General features: G+C 69.5%; 25 protein-coding genes, 2 pseudogenes and 1 riboswitch. All 27 genes and pseudogenes read right to left on the minus strand.

The features are described 5' to 3' along the window. Positions 1-39: 39 nt before the first annotated feature. The 27 genes and pseudogenes from QME70_10825 to codY all read right to left on the minus strand — a co-directional run bounded on the left by QME70_10825 (position 40) and on the right by codY (position 22,862). Complete coding sequence (locus QME70_10825) at positions 40-306, minus strand: hypothetical protein (protein MDI6895068.1); 267 nt, start codon at positions 304-306, stop codon at positions 40-42. Between the two features lie 5 nt (positions 307-311). Next, complete coding sequence (locus tag QME70_10830; protein MDI6895069.1) at positions 312-1,112, minus strand: FliA/WhiG family RNA polymerase sigma factor; 801 nt, start codon at positions 1,110-1,112, stop codon at positions 312-314. Further along, on the minus strand, positions 1,112-1,870 hold the full coding sequence (locus QME70_10835) for a PilZ domain-containing protein (protein MDI6895070.1): 759 nt from the start codon (positions 1,868-1,870) through the stop codon (positions 1,112-1,114). The genes QME70_10830 and QME70_10835 overlap by 1 nt, the downstream gene beginning before the upstream one ends. Next, complete coding sequence (locus QME70_10840) at positions 1,870-2,745, minus strand: hypothetical protein (protein MDI6895071.1); 876 nt, start codon at positions 2,743-2,745, stop codon at positions 1,870-1,872. The genes QME70_10835 and QME70_10840 overlap by 1 nt, the downstream gene beginning before the upstream one ends. Before the next feature lie 15 nt (positions 2,746-2,760). Beyond that, the gene (flhA, locus tag QME70_10845; protein MDI6895072.1) at positions 2,761-4,815 is read right to left on the minus strand and encodes a flagellar biosynthesis protein FlhA; all 2,055 of its coding nucleotides are present in this window, start codon (positions 4,813-4,815) and stop codon (positions 2,761-2,763) included. Continuing rightward, entirely contained in the window at positions 4,802-5,899 is a 1,098-nt protein-coding gene (locus tag QME70_10850) for an EscU/YscU/HrcU family type III secretion system export apparatus switch protein (protein MDI6895073.1), read from the minus strand. Before QME70_10850 ends, flhA begins: the two co-directional genes overlap by 14 nt. After that, the gene (fliR, locus tag QME70_10855) at positions 5,896-6,684 is read right to left on the minus strand and encodes a flagellar biosynthetic protein FliR (GenBank protein ID MDI6895074.1); all 789 of its coding nucleotides are present in this window, start codon (positions 6,682-6,684) and stop codon (positions 5,896-5,898) included. Before fliR ends, QME70_10850 begins: the two co-directional genes overlap by 4 nt. 104 nt (positions 6,685-6,788) lie before the next feature. Then, on the minus strand, positions 6,789-7,055 hold the full coding sequence (gene fliQ, locus QME70_10860; GenBank protein ID MDI6895075.1) for a flagellar biosynthesis protein FliQ: 267 nt from the start codon (positions 7,053-7,055) through the stop codon (positions 6,789-6,791). A gap of 60 nt (positions 7,056-7,115) precedes the next feature. Then, positions 7,116-8,177, minus strand: coding sequence for a flagellar type III secretion system pore protein FliP (fliP, locus tag QME70_10865; protein ID MDI6895076.1), 1,062 nt, complete (start codon positions 8,175-8,177; stop codon positions 7,116-7,118). 62 nt (positions 8,178-8,239) lie between these two features. Next, positions 8,240-8,737 carry a response regulator gene (locus QME70_10870; protein ID MDI6895077.1) on the minus strand — a complete coding sequence of 166 codons (498 nt, stop codon included), beginning with the start codon at positions 8,735-8,737 and terminating at the stop codon, positions 8,240-8,242. 30 nt (positions 8,738-8,767) lie between these two features. After that, positions 8,768-9,022, minus strand: a pseudogene (gene fliN, locus QME70_10875) (flagellar motor switch protein FliN). Positions 9,023-9,122: 100 nt separating this feature from the next. Beyond that, a complete protein-coding gene (gene fliM / locus QME70_10880) occupies positions 9,123-10,112 on the minus strand; it encodes a flagellar motor switch protein FliM (protein ID MDI6895078.1) in 990 nt (329 codons plus the stop codon). A 13-nt stretch (positions 10,113-10,125) separates the two neighbouring features. Then, on the minus strand, positions 10,126-10,569 hold the full coding sequence (locus QME70_10885; GenBank protein MDI6895079.1) for a flagellar basal body-associated FliL family protein: 444 nt from the start codon (positions 10,567-10,569) through the stop codon (positions 10,126-10,128). Between the two features lie 139 nt (positions 10,570-10,708). Then, positions 10,709-10,882: pseudogene (locus tag QME70_10890) on the minus strand (flagellar FlbD family protein). A gap of 71 nt (positions 10,883-10,953) precedes the next feature. Further along, positions 10,954-12,576 carry a flagellar hook protein FlgE gene (locus QME70_10895; protein ID MDI6895080.1) on the minus strand — a complete coding sequence of 541 codons (1,623 nt, stop codon included), beginning with the start codon at positions 12,574-12,576 and terminating at the stop codon, positions 10,954-10,956. 2 nt (positions 12,577-12,578) lie between these two features. Continuing rightward, positions 12,579-13,037, minus strand: a complete 459-nt coding sequence (locus QME70_10900) for a hypothetical protein (protein MDI6895081.1) — start codon at positions 13,035-13,037, stop codon at positions 12,579-12,581. Further along, the gene (locus QME70_10905) at positions 13,034-13,426 is read right to left on the minus strand and encodes a flagellar hook capping FlgD N-terminal domain-containing protein (GenBank protein ID MDI6895082.1); all 393 of its coding nucleotides are present in this window, start codon (positions 13,424-13,426) and stop codon (positions 13,034-13,036) included. Before QME70_10905 ends, QME70_10900 begins: the two co-directional genes overlap by 4 nt. Positions 13,427-13,440: 14 nt before the next feature. Then, positions 13,441-15,072: a flagellar hook-length control protein FliK gene (locus QME70_10910; protein ID MDI6895083.1), complete on the minus strand. Its 1,632-nt coding sequence runs from the start codon at positions 15,070-15,072 to the stop codon at positions 13,441-13,443. Between the two features lie 4 nt (positions 15,073-15,076). Then, positions 15,077-15,550: a flagellar FliJ family protein gene (locus tag QME70_10915; GenBank protein ID MDI6895084.1), complete on the minus strand. Its 474-nt coding sequence runs from the start codon at positions 15,548-15,550 to the stop codon at positions 15,077-15,079. Beyond that, on the minus strand, positions 15,547-16,884 hold the full coding sequence (locus QME70_10920; GenBank protein MDI6895085.1) for a FliI/YscN family ATPase: 1,338 nt from the start codon (positions 16,882-16,884) through the stop codon (positions 15,547-15,549). The genes QME70_10915 and QME70_10920 overlap by 4 nt, the downstream gene beginning before the upstream one ends. Continuing rightward, complete coding sequence (locus QME70_10925; protein MDI6895086.1) at positions 16,865-17,791, minus strand: FliH/SctL family protein; 927 nt, start codon at positions 17,789-17,791, stop codon at positions 16,865-16,867. The genes QME70_10920 and QME70_10925 overlap by 20 nt, the downstream gene beginning before the upstream one ends. Beyond that, positions 17,784-18,791: a flagellar motor switch protein FliG gene (fliG, locus tag QME70_10930; protein ID MDI6895087.1), complete on the minus strand. Its 1,008-nt coding sequence runs from the start codon at positions 18,789-18,791 to the stop codon at positions 17,784-17,786. Before fliG ends, QME70_10925 begins: the two co-directional genes overlap by 8 nt. A 3-nt stretch (positions 18,792-18,794) precedes the next feature. Continuing rightward, the gene (gene fliF, locus QME70_10935; GenBank protein MDI6895088.1) at positions 18,795-20,312 is read right to left on the minus strand and encodes a flagellar basal-body MS-ring/collar protein FliF; all 1,518 of its coding nucleotides are present in this window, start codon (positions 20,310-20,312) and stop codon (positions 18,795-18,797) included. A gap of 102 nt (positions 20,313-20,414) precedes the next feature. After that, positions 20,415-20,789 (minus strand): flagellar hook-basal body complex protein FliE, encoded by a 375-nt coding sequence (gene fliE, locus QME70_10940; protein ID MDI6895089.1) that lies wholly within the window; start codon positions 20,787-20,789, stop codon positions 20,415-20,417. Between the two features lie 64 nt (positions 20,790-20,853). Then, complete coding sequence (gene flgC / locus QME70_10945; protein MDI6895090.1) at positions 20,854-21,327, minus strand: flagellar basal body rod protein FlgC; 474 nt, start codon at positions 21,325-21,327, stop codon at positions 20,854-20,856. Between the two features lies 1 nt (position 21,328). Then, positions 21,329-21,724 carry a flagellar basal body rod protein FlgB gene (gene flgB, locus QME70_10950; protein MDI6895091.1) on the minus strand — a complete coding sequence of 132 codons (396 nt, stop codon included), beginning with the start codon at positions 21,722-21,724 and terminating at the stop codon, positions 21,329-21,331. Between the two features lie 72 nt (positions 21,725-21,796). Continuing rightward, positions 21,797-21,884: riboswitch (cyclic di-GMP riboswitch) on the minus strand. A gap of 186 nt (positions 21,885-22,070) precedes the next feature. Continuing rightward, complete coding sequence (gene codY, locus QME70_10955; GenBank protein MDI6895092.1) at positions 22,071-22,862, minus strand: GTP-sensing pleiotropic transcriptional regulator CodY; 792 nt, start codon at positions 22,860-22,862, stop codon at positions 22,071-22,073. Positions 22,863-22,888 lie beyond the last annotated feature (26 nt).

Consider the following 22,888-nt stretch of genomic DNA (forward strand, 5'->3'; position numbering starts at 1 on the left):
AGCCGGGTGAAGCCCGGGGCAGCCGCTGGCGCCGCCGGCTCAAACACGCACGTCGAGATGCGGCCCGGAGTCAGCGCCGTCTTTGCCTTCCTGGCGCCGGCGCTGCCCGCGCGGGCGCCCCTCCCGCCTGTCCCGGACGGCAGGAGAGCTGGTGGCGTCCTTCACCCGGGGAGCTCGCTGCTCCCGGGCCCGGGCCACCCGGTCCAGGTGTTCCTGAGCGGCCTGCCCCTGCACTTCAGCCGCCTGCTGTACCCGGCTTACCTCCGGCGATCGCGGGATGACGGACTGCCAGTCCATGGGCTTCACCGCGTTCACCTCCCCTCGCGGGTGCCGAGGGTGCGCGATATGCCTTCCCGCTCGGCACGTTCCAGGCCGGCTCTAAGCCGCAGCATGGCCTGGGCGTGCAGCTGAGAAACCCGTCCGGGCGAGACGCCCAGCAGGCGGGCGATCTCCTTGAGAGTCAGCCCTTCATAGTAGAAAAGGGTGATGATGAGCCTCTCCCGCTCGGGCAGCCGTTCGATGGCCCAGGCCAGGACTTCCTTGCGTTCCTCCCACTCCGCCATCTCCACCGGATCGGGCGCTTCCCGGTCGGGCAGGGAGGAAAGCACCGGCCCCTCTCGCTGCTCTGCCGCCCACAGGCCTTCCAGGGACACCAGGGAGGTACATGCCGCCTCGGTGATGCGCTGGGACAGCTCGGACGGGGTTACCCCCATTTCCGCCGCCACCTCTTCGTCAGTGGCCGGGCGCCCCAGCTGCCCTTCCAGCCGGGCATACACCCCCTGCAATTCCCTCACGCGCTGGCGGACGTGGGTAGGAACCCAGTCCAGGGCCCGCAACCCGTCCAGGATGGCGCCCCGGATGCGGGTCACCGCATACGTCTCGAACTTCACCCCCCGGGAGGGGTCGAACTTGCCCATGGCGTCCAGCAGGCCCAGCACCCCGTATCCCACCAGGTCGTCCTCATCGACGAAGGCGGGCAGGGTCATGCGCACCCGTCCCGCCACGAATTTGACCAGGGGCAGGTAGCCGACTGCCAGCTCCTCGCGGGCTGCCGGGTCCCCGGAGCCCTTGTACCGTTCCCACAGTTCCTGAACCCGGGCCTGGGCCCTCATCATCCCGCCCCCCTGTCCCGCCCCGCGAGCCCCGCGCGCAGGAACTCCCGTTGCCGGGCGAATATGTACCGGATGATGGCCTCCCGGGAAGCGGGGGCGATGCGCGTGAACTCGAAGGCCACCCGCAGGCGGGGCGGCGTCCCCCGCCGGGCGGCACACGCCCCTTCGGCACCCGGGATTTCCGGGCGCCATACCCGCACCACCCGGGCCATGGCCTCTACGACCTCCCGCAGATGGTCCGGGTGCAGGTAAAGCCGCACCCGCACCTCCTGACCCTCCTCCCACTCCCCCGGCAGGTTCGCCGCCAGCCCTCCCCCGCTCAGGTCCACCGCCCGTCCCTCCACTTCCCCGTCCCCGCCCGGGCCGGCCACCACCACGGGAAGGAGCACCGGCCAGCGCACGTGTTCCCGGCGCTGGACCTTGCGGATCTCGGCCGGGCGCATCACCGTGATGAGGGGAAGGTGGCCGGGACGGAAATCCTGCACCGTGGTCTGGAAGCCGTACATGCTGCCGTACCGGTGGTACTCCACTTCCACGCTGGCACCCGGTTCCAAGCACACCACCTGGCCCAGGCAGATGGGCGCGGAGAGGACCAGGGCGTCTTCGCGTACCTCTTCGATCCTCACCACGTACATCCGGCCCTCGGTACCCAGCTTCAGGATGGCCCGCTGCCCCTCCCGCAGCACGTCCCCCTGCCTCGTGCGGCCTCCCTCGTGCACCCGGGTCCCATCAGGTGACTCCCGGGGGCCCCCGCCCATCAGGCCGCCTCCCCCAGCAGTTGCCTGGCCAGCCGCTGGGGAGCGGCGGGCTCCAGGCCCTGCCACAGATCCTGAGAGCTGCACAGGTAGCTGAGGGGCAGCTCCGTCTTCGCCACCATTTCCAGGACCAGCCCCCACCGGCCGCTCTCGTCGAGCTTGGTGAAGAGCAGGGCGTCACAGCCCAGACCCCGGAGGAACCCACCCCAGTGCAGGGCTTCCTGCCGCTCCATGGTCACCGGTATGACGCCCAGCAGGAGATGGGGCTTCAGGGCGCCCACCATGGCTTCCACCTGGGCCCGGTGGGAGTCCACCCGCGCGTTGCGTCCGGGCGTATCCACCAGCACCAGGTCGACCGCCTCCCACTCTCGCAGCAGGTCAGCCAGGTGGTCCACGTCGCAGGTCGCCGTCTCCAGATCCAGCATGCGGGCCACGGCCCGGGTCTGCTCCTGGGCACCCGGGCGCACGGTGTCCAGGTTCACCAGCCCCACCCGGCAACCGTGGCGCGAGCGGGCCCAGGCGGCCAGCTTGGCCAGGGAGGTGGTCTTACCCGCCCCGGTGGGGCCCACCGCCATCACCCGCCGGTCCCGGGGCCAGTCCAGCAGCCTGACCCGTCCCAGGCGTGCCCCCAGGGCCTGGGCGGGGTGGGGCGATAGAGCCAGCTCCAGGGCGAAGGAGAGGTCCACCCCGTGGGCCAGCAGGGCGGGCAACAGGCCCGGATCCCACGTAGGCCGCGGGCCCGGGAGGGCGAGCACCTCCACCTGCCTTCCCGCCGGTGCCCGCCGGGTTTCCAGGATGAGGGCATCGGGGCCCAGCTCACTGTTCACCAGGGCCAGGGCCTCGTGGGTGGTCGACGCCCGGAAAGCGCGGGCATGCATCTCATCACCTCCCGGTCAGCTCTCTTCAGAAAGGGTCACCGTGGCCACCGGCTCGATCTCGGCCTTCTCATCCAGCTCCGCATAGGAGAGCACGGTCATGCGGGGCACCAGCTTCTCCACCAGCCGGCGCACGTGGGGACGGGCCACCGCCTGGCAGAGCAGCACGGGAGGGTGGCCCCGCCCGGCCACCCGGGCTGCCGCGGCCGCCAGGGACCGGCCCAGCCCCTGCAACGAGGCTGCATCCAGCGCCGACAACCCTCCCCCCGCCGCCTCCACGCCTTCCAGGATGGCCTTTTCCGCGTCGGGGTGGAGGGTGGCGACGGGGCGAGGGCCGCGATCCAGGCCGAACTGGTGGGTGATGACCCGGGCCAGCGCCTGCCGGCACATCTCCGTGAGGAACTCGGTATCGCGGGTGGCACGGGCGTGATCGGCCAGGGTTTCGGCGATGAGCACCAGGTCGCGAATTGACACGCCCTCCCCCACCAGGTTGGCCAGCACCTTCTGCACTTCCCCCAGGGTAAGCAGTCCCGGAACGAGCTCTTCCACCAGGGCGGCATGGGTCTCCTTGAGGGCGTCCAGCATGTCCCGCACCTCCTGCCTGCCCAGGAGGAGGTGGGCGTTGCCCCGGATCACTTCCGTCAGGTGGGTGGCCAGCACGGCCGAAGGCTCCACCACCGTGTAGCCGGCCAGCTCGGCCCGATCCCGGTCCTCCCGGGATATCCAGAGGGCGGGCAAGCCGAAGGCCGGCTCCCGGGTGGGAATCCCCTCCAGGCTCTCCCCGGCCTCGCCCGGATTCATGGCCAGCAGGCGGTTGGGATACAGCTCGCCGCCCTGGATCTCCACGCCCCGCACCTTGATGCTGTACGAGTTGGGACCCAGGCCGCCGATGTTGTCCCGCACCCGCACGGGCGGGATCACCACACCCAGCTCCAGGGCCACCTGGCGCCTGATCATGACCACCCGCTCCAGCAGGTCACCGCCCTGGCGGGCGTCCGCAAGGGGAATGAGGGAATATCCGAGCTCCACCTCCAGGGGGTCGACCCGCATCAGGCTGAAGATGCTCTCGGGCCGGCGCATGGCTTCCAGCTCTTCCTCCCGCTGGCGCCGCTCCTCCTCGGCCTCGTCCCGCCGGCGGCGGTTGCGGATGGTGACGGTCAGCCCTCCCAGGGCGGCACCCAGCGCCAGGAAGGGCAGGTGGGGGAGCCCGGGGACCAGGCCCATGATGGCCACCACCACCGCCGCAATCCCCAGGGCGCGGGGGTATCCCAGCACCTGAGTCCCCAGCTCTTCCCCCAGGCTGGCCCCCGAGGCGGAGCGGGTTACCACCATGCCGGCGGCAGTGGAGATGAGCAGGGCCGGTATCTGGACGGCCAGGCCCTGCCCCACCGTGAGCAGGGCATACAGCTGGAGGGCGTCCCCCGCGGCCATTCCCCTCTGCAGGACACCCACCAGCAGGCCGCCCACCACGTCGATCGCCATCACCACCAGGGCGGCGATGGCATCGCCCCGCACGAACTTGGAGGCACCGTCCATGGCGCCGAAGAAGTCAGCCTCCCGCTCTATCAGCCGCCGCCTTTCGCGCGCCTCCTCCTCGGTGATGTTGCCGGCATGGAGGTCGGCATCTATGGCCATCTGCTTGCCGGGCATGGCATCCAGGGTGAACCGGGCCGCCACCTCAGCGATGCGCTCCGCGCCCCGGGTGATTACCAGGAACTGCACCAGGACCAGGATGAGGAACACCACGATGCCCACGGCCGGGCTGGCACCGATGACGAACTCGCCGAAGCGACCGATCACCTGCCCGGCCGCCCCGTGGAGCAGGATGAGCCGGGTGGACGCCACGGTGAGGGAAAGCCGGAACAGGGTCAGCACCAGGAGCAGGGAGGGGAACGCGCCCAGGTCGAGAGGGCGGAGCAGGTAGGTGGTGGCCAGCAGGACCAGCAGGGAGAAAGCGAGATTGAATGAGAGCAGGAGGTCCAGCAGCAGGGGAGGCACGGGCACCACCAGCATGGCCAGTACCAGCACCATGCCCGCGGCCAGGGCCAGGTCGCCCTGCTTAGCCATCGCCATCCTCATCACCTCCCATCCGGCGTCCCGTGAGCCGGTACACGAAGGCCAGCACCTCCGCCACCGCCTGGTAGAGCTGGGGCGGGATGGCCTGCCCCACGTCCACCAGGCGGTACAGGGATTGGGCCAGTTGCCTGTTTTCCACCACCGTCACCCAGTGCTTGCGGGCCAGGGCGATGATGCGTAGCGCCACGTGCCCCTTGCCCTTGGCCACCACCACGGGGGCGTCCATGCCGGCGGGGTCGTAGCGCAGGGCCACCGCGTAGGTGGTGGGGTTGCGCACCACCACATCTGCCCGGGCCACGTCGGACAGCATGCGCATGCGGCTGATCTCCCGCTGCCGGCGCCGGATGCGGGCCCGCAGCTCCGGGTTCCCCTCGGCCTGGCGGAGCTCTTCCTTGAGCTCCTGCCGGGACATGCGCAGGCTGACCTCGTACTCCCAGCGCTGATAGAACCAGTCGGCGACCGCCAGGACCACGAACCCACCCCCCGCCCACAGCACCATGCGGTACGCCATTTCGGCGGCGGCGCGCAGGGCTTCTCCCAGGGAGACCAGGGGCAGGGTGGCCAGGACCTCCCGCCGGGCGGAGACCGTGAGGTAGCACACGTACCCCACGATGGTCACCTTGAGGAACCCCTTCAGCAGCTCGGCCAGGCTTCGCCGGGAGAGCAGCCGCCCCAACCCGCGCACCGGGTCGAGCCGGCCGAGATCGAAGGAGAGGGGACCGCCGGTAAAGAGGAACCCCACCTGCCCCAGGTTCACCACCAGGCCCGCCGTGAGCGCCACTCCCATGAGGGGAAGCGCCCCCAGCGCCAGGACCTTCCCCGCTGGAACCAGCACCAGGCCCAGATTCTCCCAGCTCAGCTCGGGCAGGGGACGGCTCCACAGGGCGCGGACCATGTCCCGCCATGCCCGGGCCGTCAGGGGGAGAAGGTAGCGGCAGCTCACCAGCACCGCCACCGTCACGGCGGCAGCGGTGGCCTCCTGGCTCCGGAACACCTGGCCCCGCCTGCGGGCCTCCTGTCTCTTGCGCGGGGTGGCCGGAAACGGCCTGTCGTCGGCGAAAAGCTGCAGGTCGAAGGTCACGGCATTCCACCTCCCGGAGCGGGAGTCATCACCCGCAGCAATGCCTCCGCCACCCTTTGCTGCCAACCTCCGAAGGCTGACACATAGGCGGGCAGGGCGAGGGCCAGGAACAGCACCCCCAGCCAGCTCTTGAGGGGCAGGCCCACCACGAAGATGTTCATCTGGGGGACCGTGCGCGAGACCAGTCCCAGGGCCAGGTTGGCCAGGAACATGGGCACCACCAGGGGGGCTGCCAGCTGGAGCCCCAGTACGAACATGGCCCCCGCCTGGACCACCAGGCCCTGTGCGGCCGCCGGAGTCAGCACCACCGCACCCGGGGGGATGATCTGCAGGCTGCGCACCAGGGCCGCCAGCAGGAGGTGGTGTCCGTCCGCCCCCAAGAAGACGACCAGGCACACGAGGTACAGGAAGGTACCGGCCACCGGCACGGGCGCCCCGAAGGTGGGATCGACCACGTTGGCGATGCCCACGCCCAGCTCGAAGTCCAGATAGTATCCCGCCATCTGCACGGCGGCGAAGCACAGAGAGGCCGCAAATCCCGCCAGGGCCCCCCAGGCCAGCTCCCCGGCCCCGGCCAGGGCCAGAGGAACCGCAGATGCGGGCACGCGAGAGCCGTCCACCGTGGGGAGGAGGACGACGGCCAGAAACAGGCAGAGGGAAATCTTCACCGCAGCCGGGAACATGCGGCTCGACCAGAAGGGGGCGGCCAGGAAGAGCCCGGTCAGGCGCATGAGCACCAGGAAGAAGACAGGTATCCCGCCCGCCAGGGTCTCCAGCACCGCCACCATGATCTCCCTCCCCTCGCCGGTCGCTTCCGCCGCGCCGCCCTCCCGGGCCTGGGCCCGGCGGCCCGGCTGCCACCACGCCCGCGGGCCGTGGTGGCGTGACTCTATGGGACTGCGCCCATCTGGGCGAAGGCCCGCTGCACGAATGCCACCAGCACCCGCAGCATCCATCCCCCGAATAGGAGGAATCCCACGAAAACCGCCACGATCTTGGGCACGAAGGCCAGAGTCTGCTCGTGGAGCTGGGTGGTGGCCTGGATCAGGCTGACCAGGAGACCCACCCCCATGCTCAGGGCGAACACGGGTGCCCCCACCAGCAGCACGGTCATCAGGGCATCCCGCCCTAACGCCATCGCCCACCCGTCGGTCATGCGCACCACCCCGTCATCCGTCCGCGCCGCCCTGCCGCCGGCTGGCCTCCGGGCAGCGCATCAGTGAAAGGAGGTCACCAGGGACCGCACCAGCAGGTCCCAGCCGTCCACCAGTACGAAGAGAAGGAGCTTGAAGGGCAGGGACACCATCATGGGGGGCAGCATCAGCATCCCCATGGACATCAAGGTGCTGGCCACCACCATGTCGATGACCAGGAAGGGCACGAAGAGGATGAACCCCATCTGGAAGGCAGTCTTCAGCTCGCTGGTGGCAAAGGCGGGCACCAGCGTCCACAATGGTACGTCCTCGGGTCTTTCGGGCCGGGGCTGTCCTCCCAGCCGCAGGAAGAGCGACAGATCGGCCTGCCGGGTCTGGCGCAGCATGAAGTCCCGCAACGGCGCCTGGGCCCGGGTGAGGGCCTGGGTCTGATCGATCTCCCCCGCCAGATAGGGTTGCAGGGCATCCCGGTTCACGGTCTGCCAGACCGGGGCCATGATGAAGACGGTGAGGAAAAGGGCCAGGCCAATGAGCACCTGGTTCGGGGGCGTCTGCTGCAGGGCAAGGGCGCTGCGCAGGAAGGAGAGCACCACCACCACCCGGGTGAAGGAGGTCACCATGATCAGGATGGCGGGGGCCAGCGAGAGCACGGTGAGCAGGAGCAGGATCTGCACGGTAAGGGTCAGGCCGCCCGGCCCGCCGCCGGGCTCGACCCCCACGGTGACCCGGGGGAAGGGCCAGCTGTCCTGATGCCCCGGCGCGGGAAGGGCCGGCTGGGCAAGGGCCACCCCCGGGCATCCCAGCACCGAACCCAGCACCACACCCCCTACGGCCAGCAGCACGAGTCCCAGCATCATACCCTGCCCCCGGTGAGAGACGAGCCGGCGCAGCATCTCGGCGAAGGGCCTGCCGGCCGGAGCGGGTGCCGTCTCTTCGCCGGCAGCGGTCTCCGCCAGGAGGGATACCCCGTCCCCCACGCCCAGCAGCATCCAGCGGTCCCCGAACCTCACCAGGCACAGGTAGCGGTTGCCCCCCAGGGGCATGGTCTCCACCAGGCGCAGGTGGTTGCCCCGGGGGAGGTTCAGCCGCCCGAAGTAGCGGGCCGAAGCATACGCCAGTGCCATCACCAGCAGCGAAAAGACCACAAATTGCAGCAACGCCCACCCCATCGGCCCCGCCCCTCTTTCTATCCACCCCGCTGGGCCCGCTCGGCCGGCACCGGGCCGACTGCACCGCCCACCGCCGCCCGGAACCTGCCCTCATCCAGCGGCTTCACCACGAAGTCGTCCGCACCCGCCTCCACCGCCGCCTGCACCCACCGCGACTGCACCAGGGCCGAACACACCACCACCCGGCACCAGGGCACCTCGGCCTTGATGCGCCTGATCAGCTCCGTACCAGGCATGTCCGGCAGCGCCAGGTCGAGCACCACCAGGCCCGGCCGGTGGGTGAGCGCCATCTCCAGGCCCCGCCGGCCATCGCCCGCCGCACCCACCACCTGCCAGCCCGCCCGCGCCAGCTCGGAGACCAGCTCCTGGCGGAGGAAACGGGTCTGCTCCACCACCACAGCCAGGTTGTTGCCCGCCGCCGCGGCCAGGTTGTTGCCCCCCACCGCAGCCAGGTCGTTGCCCGCCGCGTAGCTCACCCGCACGCCCTCCCACTCACCATCGGGTTCCTTCCCCATCCCACCCGGACCGCCCGCACCGCCACCCCATCACTTGAGGGCCGACACCCGATCGGCGGTGGACACCACGTCCGTTACCCGGACCCCGAAGTTTTCGTCCACCACCACCACTTCGCCCCGCGCCACCAGCTTGCCGTTGACCAGGACGTCTACGGGCTCTCCCGCCAGCTTGTCCAGCTCAATGATGGAGCCCACCCCCAGGCTGAGGATGTCCCGCACCAGCCGCCGTGCCCGTCCCAGCTCCACGGTAACCTGCAGAGGGACGTCGAGCAGAAGGTCCAGGCTCACCCCTTCCCCGCGGCCGGAGGCAGGCGCCAGTTCCTCGAACTCTGCTTTCTCCACCGCCACCCGCTCGTCGGCCACCTTATCTTTCTGGCTCGAACCCTTACTCATCGTCCTCCGCCTCCCTTGCTGCCAGCACCTTCACCACCTGCACCGCCGCCCGGTTTCCCACCCGGCCCGGCCGCACCCGGAAAGCCGGGCGGGTCCCCAGATACACGGTGAGCGGTTCACCCACCGGCTGGCCCAGCCTGACCACGTCTCCCCGCTCGAGGTTGAGCAGCTGGCCTATGGTGAGCGTGGCCTTCCCCAGTCGCACCGACATGTCCACCCGCACGTCCTGGAGGTTGGCCCCATTGGACGCTGGCGCCGCAATCTCCCCCCCTCCCGCCCAGCGGTGGGAAGTAAGCTGTCCCAGCACCGACTTCAGGGACGAGTACGGCAGGCACAGGCGCAGCGACCCCCCTGTTTCTCCCAGCATGGCGGTGAAGGTGATGACCGCCGCCACCTCGTTGGGCGGAATCACCTGGGCAAACAGGGGATTGGTTTCAATGGAGTCCAGCCGTGGTTTCAGCGCCACCAGGCCCTGCCACGCCTCCGCCAGGGCCGAGAGCATGCCCCCAAAGACCCGCTCCATCACCGTCACCTCGATGTCGGTGAGGGCCCGCTCCCCTGCCTCTCCCGCGCCCAGGCCCCCCAGCAGGCGATCGATGAGCGGGAAGGCCAGGGCGGGGTGGACGTCCACCATCTGTCGGCCCGGTAGGGGTTCCATGCTCACCAGGCACAGCACCGAGGGACTGCGCACAGAGGTGAGGAACTCGCCATAGGTGAGCTGCTCCACCGCATCCAGGGTCACCCGGGCCATGGTGCGCAAGTGGGCGGACAGAACGGTGGTCCACACGCGGGCGAAGTTCTCGTGCACCATCTGCAGGGTGCGCAGGTGATCCTTCGAGAACTTGTCCGGTCGACGGAAGTCGTACACCCGCACGGTCGGCCTGATGACGGGTCCTTCCCGCTGGGCCGGCTGGCCCCCCAGCTTCCCGGAGGCCAGGGCCTGCAACAGATCGTCCACCTCTTTCTGGGAGAGTACTTCCACCGTGCCCGCCCCCCTACTGAATCAGGAACTCGGTGAAGAAGATGCGCTGCACCTTCCCCGACTCCAGAATGCCGTTGATGCGGTCGGCCAGGTCCCGGGCCAGGCCCAGCATCCCGTCTTCACCTTCCAGCTCCCCGTACGTCTTGTCGCGCAGCACGGATATGATGGTGTGCTCCAGCAGCACCTTCTTGCTCTCCAATTCCTTGCTCATGCGCCCGGTGGACAGCTCCAGGGTGATGTCCACGCTGATGTAGCGGCGCCCGCCGTTGTCCCGCAGGTTGGTGAGGTATTTCCCGGCATGGTAAAGCACCGCCTCTCCTGCCGTACTCGCCACCTGCCGGGGTGGGGACGCCACCAGGCGAGTCGCCACCAGATAGGAGACGCCCCCCATGGCTCCCAGGGCCACCACCCCCACCAGCACCCACATGACCAGCTTTCCCACGCGCGCCTTCCTCACCGCCGCCTCACCTCCCTGCGCAGGGGCCGTCCGCCACCTGCTCCGCCTCCCCGGCCGGCGCCCGGGCACCCGCGACCGCCGCCCGGATGCGCGACCGCCTGCCCGCGACCGCCGGCCCGCTGCCCCACCACCTGCCCGCGACCCGGCGGCGGTAGGCCAGCACCCTCCTGGTTATCTCCGCGGGAGGTTCCCTCACCAGCACCTTGCGGCCGGTGGTGAGGGAGATGACGGTGTCGGGCGTCCCCTCCACCGTCTCTATGAGGTCCGCGTTGAGCACCATCTCCTGCCCGTTCAGCCTGGTCACCCGGATCATCCCGTCACCCCCTCACCCGTTACCGCTGCCCGCCCCCGCACCGCCCTGGCCAACCGAGGCGCTGGGGTGCCTTACCGCTTGAGGTTCACCAGGTCCTGCAGCATCTCGTCCGCGGTGGTGATCACCCGCGAGTTGGCCTGGAACCCGCGCTCGGTGATGATCAGGTTGGTGAACTCCTGGGCCAGATCCACGTTGGACATCTCCAGAGAACCCGGCGCGATGGTGCCGCGGCCGCCCGTCCCCGGATCGCCCACCTGGGGCTCACCGGAGTTGGCCGACTCCTGGAACAGGGCCTCCCCCCGCTTCACCAGCCCCGCCGGGTTGGAGAAGCTGGCCAGGGCCACCTGCGCCAGCGGGCACGAAAGGGCGTTGGAGTACGACCCCATCACCACCCCCTTGGTGTCCACCGTCACTGACATGAGCTCCCCAGGGCCGTAACCGTTCTGCTCCGAAGCCAGGGCGGTGTAGCCCGTGGCGTACTGGGTTAGCCCGTAGAAGTTCATGGTGACCGAGAGAGGAGCATACCCCGCCACCTGAAAGCCGAGCTGGTCCCCCGTGACCCGATCCACCTTCCCGGTGACATCGAACACCACCTGACCCGACCCGGTACCGCTCGTAACCGGTATATTCTCACCGGCCGATCCCTTCACTGCCGCCGCCCAGTTCCAGACGTTGTCATCCACCTTGGTGAAGGTGGTGATCACGCTGTACGTCTCACCCTTGGCCCCTATGGCAGTGATGGAAGTCACCCTGCGGGCATCCGCATACGTGGCCGTGATCTCCTGGCTGGGAGCGTTGGTCCCGGATATGGTCCAGGACGTCTTGGCGCCCCCGGCAGGGAAGTTGATGTAGTCGAGGAGTGTAGGAGTGGCTGTGTCCGACACCGTGACGTCCGGTCTCCCATCGCCGCTCGAGTCCGGCAGGTTCGTACCGGCCAGATTGGTCACCCGATCCACTTGTCCGGCATCGTCGAACCAGATGTAGCCATCGGCCTCGGAGAACTGGACACCGTCCCCGGCGAGGTGCCAGCGCCACTTGTTGAACTCACTGGTGGGACTGAGCTCGAAGGTGACTTTACGGGTGACGCTGGTGGTCCCATCGGACAGGGTGAGATTGAGGGAACTGCCGGACAGGGTGTAGGTGCCCATGTCGGAGGCGTCCAGGTTACGGGCGAACTTGATCTCGCCCGTGGTGCGGGCGGGGATGGACTGCACGTCGGACAGAGAGATGGGCTTGAGGTCCACGCCGGTGCGGCTGGCGGGGAGGGCGCCGTTCTGGGCCAGCCAGCCCAACACCTTCAGGCCCGAGGGGGTCACCAGGTTGTAGCTGTCGTCCCAGGAGAAGGCACCCGCCCGGGTGTAGAACCTCTGCTGGCCGTCGCTCACCACGAATAAGCCGGCCCCGTCGATGGCCAGGTCGGTGGCCACTCCGGTGGACTCCAGGTTGCCCTGCTCGTGCAGGGTATCGATGGAGGCCAGGGACACGCCCAAGCCCACCTGCAGGGGATTGGTGCCTCCGCGGCCCTCCTGGGGAGCGGAGGCGGCGGAGAGCAGCTGGCTGAACATCTCCCGGAAGGTGGCCCGTCCCGCCTTGAACCCCACCGTGTTGACGTTGGCGATGTTGTTGCCGATCACATCCATGCGGATCTGGTGATTGCGCAGACCCGATACGCCTGCGAACAGGGACCTCAACATGGTCATGCCCTCCTTTCTCCGGCGGCCTCCCATGCGGGTCCAGCCCCGGAGAGATTATCCTCGCTGCTCACGAAGGCAGCGCTGTCGATGTTGGTGAAGACCTGCTCCCGCATGCGCGCGGCAGGAACCATGGTGATGAGAGTGCGGTTCCTCACGCTCACCAGGAAAGCAGCGTCCCTGTACATGACCAGGGACTCCCGGCTGCCGTGGGCGGCCAGCTTCTCCACCGCCCGGCCCACCGGCTCCAGGTCATGGGGGTCCATCCCGGCCGAACGCAGGCGCTGGCGGGCGTGCTGGGATATGCGCAACCCGGCCGCGGTCTCCGCCAGTACCCGGGCGAAGGAAGGCGACCCGGGCGCCGCGCCCGCATCCCCCGCCCCGCCGGCGCTACGGGTGGGTGCCGGCCGGGCGACCGGCGCTGTGCTCTGCTGTGGCGCCCCTTCCGTTCCGCGCACGTTCACGGGTTGGCCACCTCCGTCCCGGCCAGGGCTGCGGCCAGCCTGGCCAGGTGGTCCTCGATACGCCGCAGGGTTTCCAGGCTGGCCCGGATCTCCTGGAGGCTCTGACTGCCGGCCTCCAGGCGACCGAGGATCTGCTGGCCCGCCGCGGCCAGGGCCTGCTCGGCCCCGCCCAGGGACGCCAGACTGGCCTCCATGCGGTGCAGGGAGTCCAGGGTGCTGAACTGGGCGAGCTGCGTCATGAAATCCCTGTCCTTCAACGGTTCCAGGGGGTTCTGGTGCTGCAGCTCCGCCACCAGCAGGCGCAGGAACTCCCGGCTACCAAGCTTCTCCGTGACCCCGGAGGAGATGCTCACCACCTCCCGGGGATCACCCACACCGCTTACCTGCACAGTCCCACCACCTTTCACATGAGCACGTCGAGCGCGCCCCTCCCAACGGCCGTGGGCCGGACCACTCCGCCCGCTGCCCGGACCGAAACCGAGGGGGCACGCGACCCCCGCGCCACCGATCCCGCGCCTTCCACCCGGGAAGGCTCCCGTCGACCGGGAGAGAACCGGCGGCCCCGGTCGGTCCCTCCGCCCAGGGAAACCTCGAGCTGACCGGCCACCAGCCCCGCCTGTTCGAGCCGGGTCTGCAGCTCGGGCATGTTGCGCTGCAGCAGGTACGACGCGGTGCCCTCCTCCACCACGAACCGGGCGGCCACCGTGCCGTGACGCTCCGCCACCCGCACGGTCACCGGCCCCAGGTCCCCGGCATCCACCTGCACTTCCACTTCCGCCGGCCGCTGCCCGGGCCAATGGGCGTCCCGAACCGGTCCCGAGACGTTCCGTCCGTCAATCGCCGCCTCCCGTGCCGGCACAGCCCGGTCACCGTTCCGGTCGGGGGAGGGAGCCACATCCTGTCCCGTCCGGCTCGAGGTCACTGCCGCGGGATCGAGGTCGCCCCGGCGCAGATGCTGTCCGGGTCCGTCTCCACCAGGGAACCCCAGCGTGCGGGACCCCTCCGTGCGGGACCCCTCCGCGCGGGACCCCTCCGCGCGGGACCCCTCCGCGCGGGACCGCTCCCCGCCGGGCTTCTCCCCACGCGCTACATCCCTCTGGTCTACCACGCTACCGCGCGTCGATTCCCCGCTCTCCTCCGGCCCGGCCGTCCGGTCCGGACCGGCCGGCGGCACCTCGCCCTTCCCCGGCCGGGGGGCACCCGCACCAGCCGCAACGGGTCCGTCGGGCCCGGGCGCGCCTACATGCACCGTCCGGGACGGCAGAGCGACCCCCGCTGCCTGCCCACCGCCAGGATGAGCAGGATCGGGCGGCGGAAGGGCAGCAGCCGCAGCAGGGTGACCGGAAGCCCGGGTAGTCCCAGCGGGAGCCTGCGGCGCAGCCGGGGCGGGAGCCTGCGCCGGAACCGCGTTGACCGGGGACGCCTCCTCACCCACGACCTGCACTCCCGGCGCCGCCGGCGCGGGTCCCTCGCGGACGTCCATGCCGACCGCCGGGGAGCCGGGCTGCGGCGCCACGGGGGTAAAGACGGTGATGCGCACCGTGGCCGCGGGCATGTCCCCCCCCGCCGTCACTGCCGCAGGCCGGCTACCACCGGTGTCGCTCTGCCCTGCCAGCACGCCCCCGCCCGCAAGCGTGAGTTGCAGGCCCCCAGGCACGGACAGGCCCGCGTCCCCGGGCGGGGAGAGCGCCGGTTCGGCAGCGCCGAAGAGTTGGAGGTTTCCCGGTCCGGCAGGTGCCGGTGACGCGGCAGCGTGCGCCTGTGCGCTAGCCGGTGGCGGGCCGGCGTGAGCCTGCTGGGCAACCGGAGCCGGTGGGACGGGCATACCCAGGAGGGCGGCCAGGGCCAGGGTGAATTCCGCCCCCGGGGTGCTCGACCGCCCCGGCCGCATCGATGCGGGAGCACCGGCGGCATAAGGCGCATCGGGGGATGAAGGAGCCGCCAGGGCCGGTCCCGCCGGGGCCCCGGGCCCCGGTGCAGCGGGAGGGGAACCCGGCAGCGCGGCCGCCAGCTGGGTCGTCAAGATCGAGTCCAAGGTATCACCTCCTTTCTGCCGGTTTCCTTAGCTTACCGGTGAACTGGATGGCTACTTCGTCCACGTGCTTCTGCTCTTCCCAGTTCTCCCGGTACAGGTGAGCCGAACGCCTGCGCTCGCGCAGCTTCTCCACCACCCGCCGGGCCCGGGTCGCCACCACCAGATCCTCCCTGCGCCGCGATGCCTCCCGGGCCGCTTCCCGGGTGTGCTCGGCCCGCTCCCGCAGGCACCGGGCGGTGGCTTTCATCCCCGCTTCCAGCAGCAGCACCCGGGAGATGTCGCCTTCCGTCCTCGCCGCTGCCATGGCATCGAGGGCGTCCCGGTGTTCGCTGCGGGCGCGTTCCAGGGCACTCTCCGCCGTGCGCCAGGCCTTCAGGGCAAGGACAAACCGGCTGCGGCTCGACTTCTCCCTGGCCTCCCGCACGTGCAGCACTTTCTGAAAGCGGAAGCGGAAGGGGCTCATGGCGACACTCCTCACTCAGGTGCGTCCTTCAGCATTTGCACCAGGCTGGCCCGGGCTTCCAGCGGACCGGCCTTCTCGCGGGTCCCCTGGCGCAGGAAGGCGCGCACCGCGGCGATGCGGCTGCGGGCGTAATCGATGGCAGGGTTGGAGCCGGGCACATACGCCCCGATGTTGATCAGATCCTCAGCTTCTCTGTAAGTGGCCAGCACCGACTTGAGCCGGGAAACCGCCCGCTGGTGCTCCTCGTCCTGCAGGTCACCGGCCAGACGGCTCACGCTGGTCAGGACGTCCACCGCCGGGTAGTGACCCTGGGTGGCCAGGTCCCGCGAGAGCACGATGTGCCCGTCCAGGATGCTGCGTACCTGGTCGGCCACCGGCTCGTTCATGTCGTCCCCTTCCACCAGGACGGTATAGATGCCGGTGATGCTCCCCCGCGCCGAGGTCCCCGACCGCTCCAGCAGGCGGGGCAGCAGGGCAAAGACGGAGGGGGTATATCCCCTGGTGGCGGGTGGCTCGCCGATGGCCAGCCCCACCTCGCGCTGGGCGGTGGCAAAGCGGGTCACCGAATCCATGAGGAGGAGCACATCCTGCCCCTGGTCCCGGAAGTATTCGGCAATGGCGGTGGCCACGAAGGCGGCCCGAATGCGCACCAGGGCGGGCTGATCCGAGGTGGCCGCCACCACCACCGATCGGCGCAGGCCTTCCGGTCCCAGGTCCTTTTCCAGGAAGTCCTTCACCTCCCGGCCCCGCTCTCCCACCAGCCCGATCACACTGACCTGCGCCCGGGTGTTGCGGGCCAGCATGCCCATCAGCACGCTCTTCCCCACGCCGCTGCCGGCGAATATGCCCACGCGCTGTCCTTTGCCGCAGGTGAGCACGGCGTCGATGACCCGTACCCCCACCCAGAGGGGTTCGGTGATGCGGCGCCGCTCCAGGGGTGGGGGAGCACTGGCCATCACCGGATAGCTGGTTTCCCCGCGCAGGGGCCCCTTGCCGTCCATGGGCCGGCCCAGCCCGTCCAGCACCCGCCCCCGCAGGCCGGGTCCGACCTCCACCTCCAGGGGCATCCCCACCGCTTCGATCTCGCATCCCGGCCCGATGCCCCTCAGTTCGCCCAGGGGCATGAGCAAGGTGCGCCCCTGCCGGAAGCCCACCACCTCTGCCCGTACGGGAGGCTGGCTGCCCCCGGGGTAAAGCAGGCACACTTCACCCACCGGCACTCCCGGCCCGTGTCCTTCCACGGTGAGCCCCACCACCTGGGTGACCACCCCCACCCGGCGTACGGGGTCGGAGCGCCTGACCAGCTCTCGCAGTTCCTCCCACGGCAGGCTAGCCGGCATCCTGGCCATTGCCGTCACCCCCCGCATCGGGGTGCTCCCGACCGTCGCCTTCCCGTCCCTCTTCTTCCTCTCCCGGATCGGGCAGGCTCCCCGTCCAGTTCAACAACGCTTCCCCCAGCCGGCGCAGCTGGCGGTCCAGCCGGCCGTCCAGGTAGCCGTGCTCGGTCTCCACCATGACCCCGCCCCTGCCCACCGCGGGGTCGGCCACCGCGTCCAGCGATGCGCCGCAGGCCCCGGCCAGCTCGGGCAGCCAGGGCTGCATGACAGCCACGTCATCGGGGTGGACATGTAGAGTGGCTTTCTCCCCGTGCTCGAACCGGCCCAGGAGGGCAGCCGCCTGTTCCCGCACCACCTCCGGGGAAAGGCTGACCTCCCGCTCGAGGATGCGGGCCGCCAGGTCCAGGGCCATGCGCACCGCATCCTGCTGGGCCTGGCGGAGTATGACCAGGCGTTCCCGGCGGGCGTCCTCGAGGAGGGCAAGAACACCGTGCAGCGTTTCCTCGGTCTCCCGGCGCGCCAGAGCCCGGCCCTCCTCCTGGCCCGCCGCAAACCCCGCCTCCCAGCCTTCCCTCTCCGCCCGCTCCCGCACCTCCCGCTCCAGGCGCCCGGCCTCGGCCCGTACCGCCTCCAGCATGGCCGCCACCTCCGCGGGCACCTCCCCGTCTCCTGACCCCGGGACAGCTATCGCAGCCCCGTTATCCGCAGAGGCAGGCACCCCCACGCGGGTCTCCAGCGTGGAGCCCTGGGCGTCCGGCCCCGACGTGACGTCGATCCGGGGCCCGGTGCCATCTCCCCAGGACTCCCCTGCTTCCTCTGCGGGCAGGGTTACCTCTGCAGGGGGCAGAGACACCACCTGCCGGGAACCGACCAGGGCGGCCACGTGCCTTTTGATGAGGGTGGTGCTGGCCCTAAACAACGATCTCCTCGCCTCCTCCGCGGGCGATCACCACTTCGCCTTCCTCCTCGAGCCGGCGGATGACGTTGACGATTTTCTGCTGGGCCTCCTCCACCTCGCGCAGGCGCACGGGACCCAGGTAATCCATGTTCTCCTTCAGGTTCTCCACGGCGCGCTTGGAGAGGTTGCGGAAGATCTTGTGTTTGACCTCCTCGGAGGCCACCTTGAGAGCCATGGGCAGGTCGCGATTCAGGTCCACTTCCCGCAGGATGCGCTGCACGGACCTGTCATCCAGGGTGACGATGTCCTCGAACAGGAACATGCGCTTCTTGATTTCCTCTGCCAGCTGGGGGTCGTTGATTCCCAGGGTCTCCATGATGGACTTCTCCGTGGAACGGTCGACCCGGTTGAGCACCTCCACCACCGCCTCCAGCCCACCCGCGGCAGCGAAGTCCTGGGTGGTGAGAGAGCTGAGCTTGCGTTCCAGCACCCTCTCCACCTCGCGGATGATCTCGGGGGAAGTGCGATCCATGAGGGCGATGCGCCGGGCCACGTCCGCCTGCAGCTCCGGAGGGAGGGCGGAGAGGATGGCCGCTGCCTGTTCTGCCTGCAGGTAGGCCAGCACCAGGGCGATGGTCTGGGGATGCTCGTTCTGAATGAAGTTGCGCAGCTGGCCCGGGTCTGTCTTGCGGGCGAAGTCGAAGGGGCGGACCTGCAGGGTGGCGGTGAGGCGGTGCAGGATGTCCAGCGCTTTCTGCGCCCCCAGGGCCTTCTCCAGCAGCTCCTTGGCGTACTCGATACCGCCCCGGGCCATGTACTCCCGCGCGTAGGACATCTGCATGAATTCCTCGAACACCCGCGCCCGCGAATCGGGAGACACCTTGCGCACGTTGGCGATCTCCAGGGTGAGCTGCTCTATCTCCTCCTCCCGCAGGTGCCGAAAGACCTGGGCCGATATCTCCGGTCCCAGGGAGATGAGCAGCACGGCTGCCTTTTGCCTGCCCCCGGGGGTCCTGAGCATGGCTCACTCCTCCGCCATCCAGGCCCTGATGAGCTGGGCCACCGCATCCGGCGACTTGCGCGCCAGCTTCTCTACTTCCACCCGCAGGCGTGCCTCGTCGGCGAGCACCTCCGGTTCCTCAGACGGCACCTGAGCGGCGACCGCTTCGGCTGCCGGTGCCGGCGCGGGAGCGGATACCGCTTCGGGCACGGCCGCCCGCCGGCGCCGGCGCCGTCCCCGCCACCACAGGACAAGCAGCAAGGCCAACCCACCCCCTCCGGCTGCCAGATAGCGCCAGTCGGGGATAGGGGAGGAAACCGGCGGGGTGGGGGGCTTCTCCCCCAGATCCACTCCCCGGGCGGCGAAGGGTATCCCCAGTACGGTGATCTGGTCCTGGCGGGCCGGGTCGGACCCGATAGCCGCCGCCACCAGGCGGCTGATGGCTTCCTGCTGGGCGGACTCCAGTTCCCTGTTCACCACCACCGCCACGGAGAGCCGTTTCACGCTCCCGGGCATCACCACTGTGTGCTCCCGTACCTGCCCCACTTCCAGGTTGCGGGTAACCTCCCGGCGCTGGTAGGAGGAGGGTCCGCCCTGGCCGCCCGCCTGGTACCCGGGGATGTTACCGTCGGTGGGCGGCAGGCTCCCGGCCGGACCGGAGAACGTCTCCTCCAGTTGCTGAATGCTCCGCACCACGCCATCGGGGGAGCCCGGTTCGAACAGTTGCCGCTCCACGGTACGGCTGTCGAAGTTCAGCTCCGCCGTCACCCGGGTCGCCACGTTGCCGATCCCCAGCACCTGCTCCAGGAGGGACTGCAGCCGCCGCTCCAGGTCGGACTGGAACTGGTGCTGCACGTCGAGCAGGCGGCCCGCCGCACCCGAGGGTGTGTTCTCTTCCTCCAGGCGGGCAGACAGAACCCGCCCCAGCTGGTCCACCACGGAAACGCCATCCGGACGCAGCCCCTCCACGCTGTGGGTCACCAGGTGGACGATGCCGCCTACCTGTTCCCCGTTCAGTTCGGCGCCGGGACGCAGCTTGAGGAAGACGGCGGCGGTGACGGGGCGCTCCTGAGCCGCAAACAACTGGGGCTCCGGCACCACCACGTGCACGCGGACCTGCTCCACCCCTTCCACCTGGGCGATGGTACGCGCCAGCTCTCCCTGCAGCGCCCGCAGGTATGCCAGCCGCCGGTCGGCTTCGGTGGCACCCAGGGGAGGCTTGTCCAGGATCTCGAACCCCACCGTGCCCTGTCGTGGCAGTCCCTGGGCGGCCAGATTCAGGCGGGCCTGGTATACCTGCTGGTCGGGGACCAGCACCGTGCGCCCATCGTCCTGGAGCCGGTAGGGGACCCCCTGCTCGGACAGCTTCTGGGTGATCCCGGCGGCATCGGAGATGTCCAGCCCGGTATAGAGAGGGACAAAACGGGGCTGGCTGAGAAACATCATCAAGGCGCCCCCCAGCACCGCCGCCACCACACCCAGGCCGAGCATCGTGCGGGCGCCGGGCAAGAGCCCCCGCCACCAACCCAAACCCCTGTTCAAGATGTCCCTCCCACCCGGCACGCGCCCCGCCCCCTTGCCCGGCTCGCCCCCGGTGTCACCCCGTGTGTGGGGTTCACACCGGCATCCCCGACTCCGCCTGCATCACACCGGCATCCTCATGATCTCCTGGTAAGCCTCCACCGCCCGGTTGCGCAGCTGCACGGCCAGATCCAGGGCCAGCTGAGCCTTCTCGGTGGCGATCACCACCTCGTGCAGCTCTACCGGCTCGCCCTGGGCCAGCCGGGCGGTGAGCATGTCGGCCCGGTTCTCCAGGGAGGAGAGCTCGTCCAGGGCCCTACCCAGCAACCCGCCGAAGGACCCTGTGGCCGGGCCCCCTTCGGCGGGCCCCTGCCCCACCGCCGGCGCCTCTGTCCCACCCCCACGCGCCACTTCCGCCCGCGACGCACCCGGGAAACTGACCCGGTCCACAACGAAAGGTCGCCCTCCCGCCGGCGATATCCCGCCCACTCCGGTCACAGTCACACCTCCTCACGGTCACCCGCGGGCCCCCGCGCCCCGGGACCGACGCGTCCCCAGGTGCTCACCGCCCCAGGTCCAGGGTGCGCTGAGCCATGGACTTGGCGGTTTCCAGGGCAGCCAGGCTGGCCTCGTATGCGCGGCTGGCGGCGATCAGCTCCACCATCTCCAGGGCCGGGTTGACGTTAGGAAGCTGCACGTAGCCCGACGCGTCCGCATCGGGGTGGCCGGGCCGGTACTCCCGGCGCAGGGGAGTGCCGTCTTCCTGTATGCCCAGCACCCGCACTCCTTCTCCGCCCACCGCTCCCCCCGCCCGATCGGGCATGCCGGCGGCCACGGCCAGCGATCGTCCCCAGCTCTCTCCCCGGGGGGGAGCGGGGCTGCGCTCACCCAGCCGCACCAGCCGCCGGCGGTAGGGTCCGCCCTCGGCAGTGCGGGTGGATTCCGCGTTGGCCAGGTTCGCTGCCGACACCTCCATGCGGAGGCGCTGGGCCGTCAACGCAGAGGCACTCACGTCCATGGCCCGGAAGAGCTTCATGCTACTTCCTCCCTTCCGTGATCGCGGTGCGCCACATGGCGAACCTGGCCCCCAGCTGGCGAATGAGAGTCTGGTACCACAGGCCGTTTTCCGCCAGGGAGGCCAGCTCGAACTCGATGTCCACATTGTTGCCGTCGGGCCTGCCCGTGGTGGTTTCGCGGACCACGGGCGTGACGGCCGCCGGCCGGGGACCGGGAAGGTGAGCGGGATCGGTCCTCGCCAGAGCGAGCTTTTCTCCGGCCCGCCGCAATTCGGTGGCAAAAGGAACATCCTGGCGTTTGTAACCGGGGGTGTCCGCATTAGCCACGTTGTCCGCCAGCGCCTCGTTGCGGCGCACGGCAGCCTCCAGGGCTCTCTCCAGCCCCCGTACCTGCCAGGTTGAGAAGGGTTCACCCATTTTGCCCGCCCCCGCTTTTGAACGAAAAATGCTTCCGCCGGTGCGGAAGCAGCCCAAAGAATTCAGGGCTCCTTCGGCAGCCCGGCCGTCGTAGCTCCGCAGAGCTGTAGACCCGTGGGCTTTGCGTCCCCGCCTTTCGGCGGGTTTGCCTTTGTCGGGTTAGCCCCATATATATCTGTCTTGGTCGTCACTATTCTACATCGCTGCCCAAATTCCTCCTCTCCTGCCACCCTCAAACCAAAATTTTCGTCGACCAGACGCGCTCGCTATAGGGGGCTCCCGCCATAGATGGCAACCGGGGCGGGGATGCCCCCGCCCCGGCGATGTCATCCCGTGCCCCCGGGGGTTAGCCCCGCTGGGCCTTGATGCGATTCAACTCCTCCAGCAGGCGGTCGTTGAGAACCCTGATGTAGGTGCCCTTCATCCCCAGCGAGCGCGACTCGATGACCCCGGCGCTCTCGAACTTGCGCAGCGCGTTCACGATCACCGACCGGGTGATGCCCACCCGATCCGCGATCTTGGAGGCCACCAGAAATCCTTCCCGGCCCTTGAGCTCGTCGAAGATGTGCCGGATGGCCTCCAGTTCGGAGAAGGAAAGGGTGCCAATGGCCACCTGCACCGCCGCCTTCTTGCGCGCTTCCTCCTCCAGGGCCTCGGACTTGGCCCGCAGCATCTCCATAGCCACCACGGTGGCCGCGTACTCGGCCAGGACCAGATCCTCGTCGGTGAACTCCTCCCCGTAGCGGGCCAGGAGCATGGTGCCCAGGCGTTCCCCGCCTCCATTGATGGGCACGATGGTGGTGACCTTCTCTTCGTAGATGCACCCTTTCTCCCGGTTGAACACACACCGGCGCTGACCCTGGCGGATGTTGGGAGAGGTCTCCTCGATCTTCAGGATCTTGTCGTTGTAGTCTTCCGGAAACCGGTCCCGGTCAAGGACCTCGTCCCTCAAGATCTCGCACTCGAACTCGTGCATGAGCCCGTGGCCCAGGATGCGTCCCTGCCGGTCCACCACGTACACGTTGCACGAGATGAGGTCCGACAGGGCTTCGGCCATATCCCGGAGGTCGACGGGCCGACCCGCTGCCTTCTGCAGCATGCGGTTGACCTCCCGGGTTTTGGCCAGCAAACTGCTCATCCGTCCTCTCCCCTTTCCCCATTCTG

This window comes from Bacillota bacterium (assembly GCA_030019365.1).
GTDB lineage: Bacteria > Bacillota > Sulfobacillia > JACIYH01 > JACIYH01 > JACIYH01.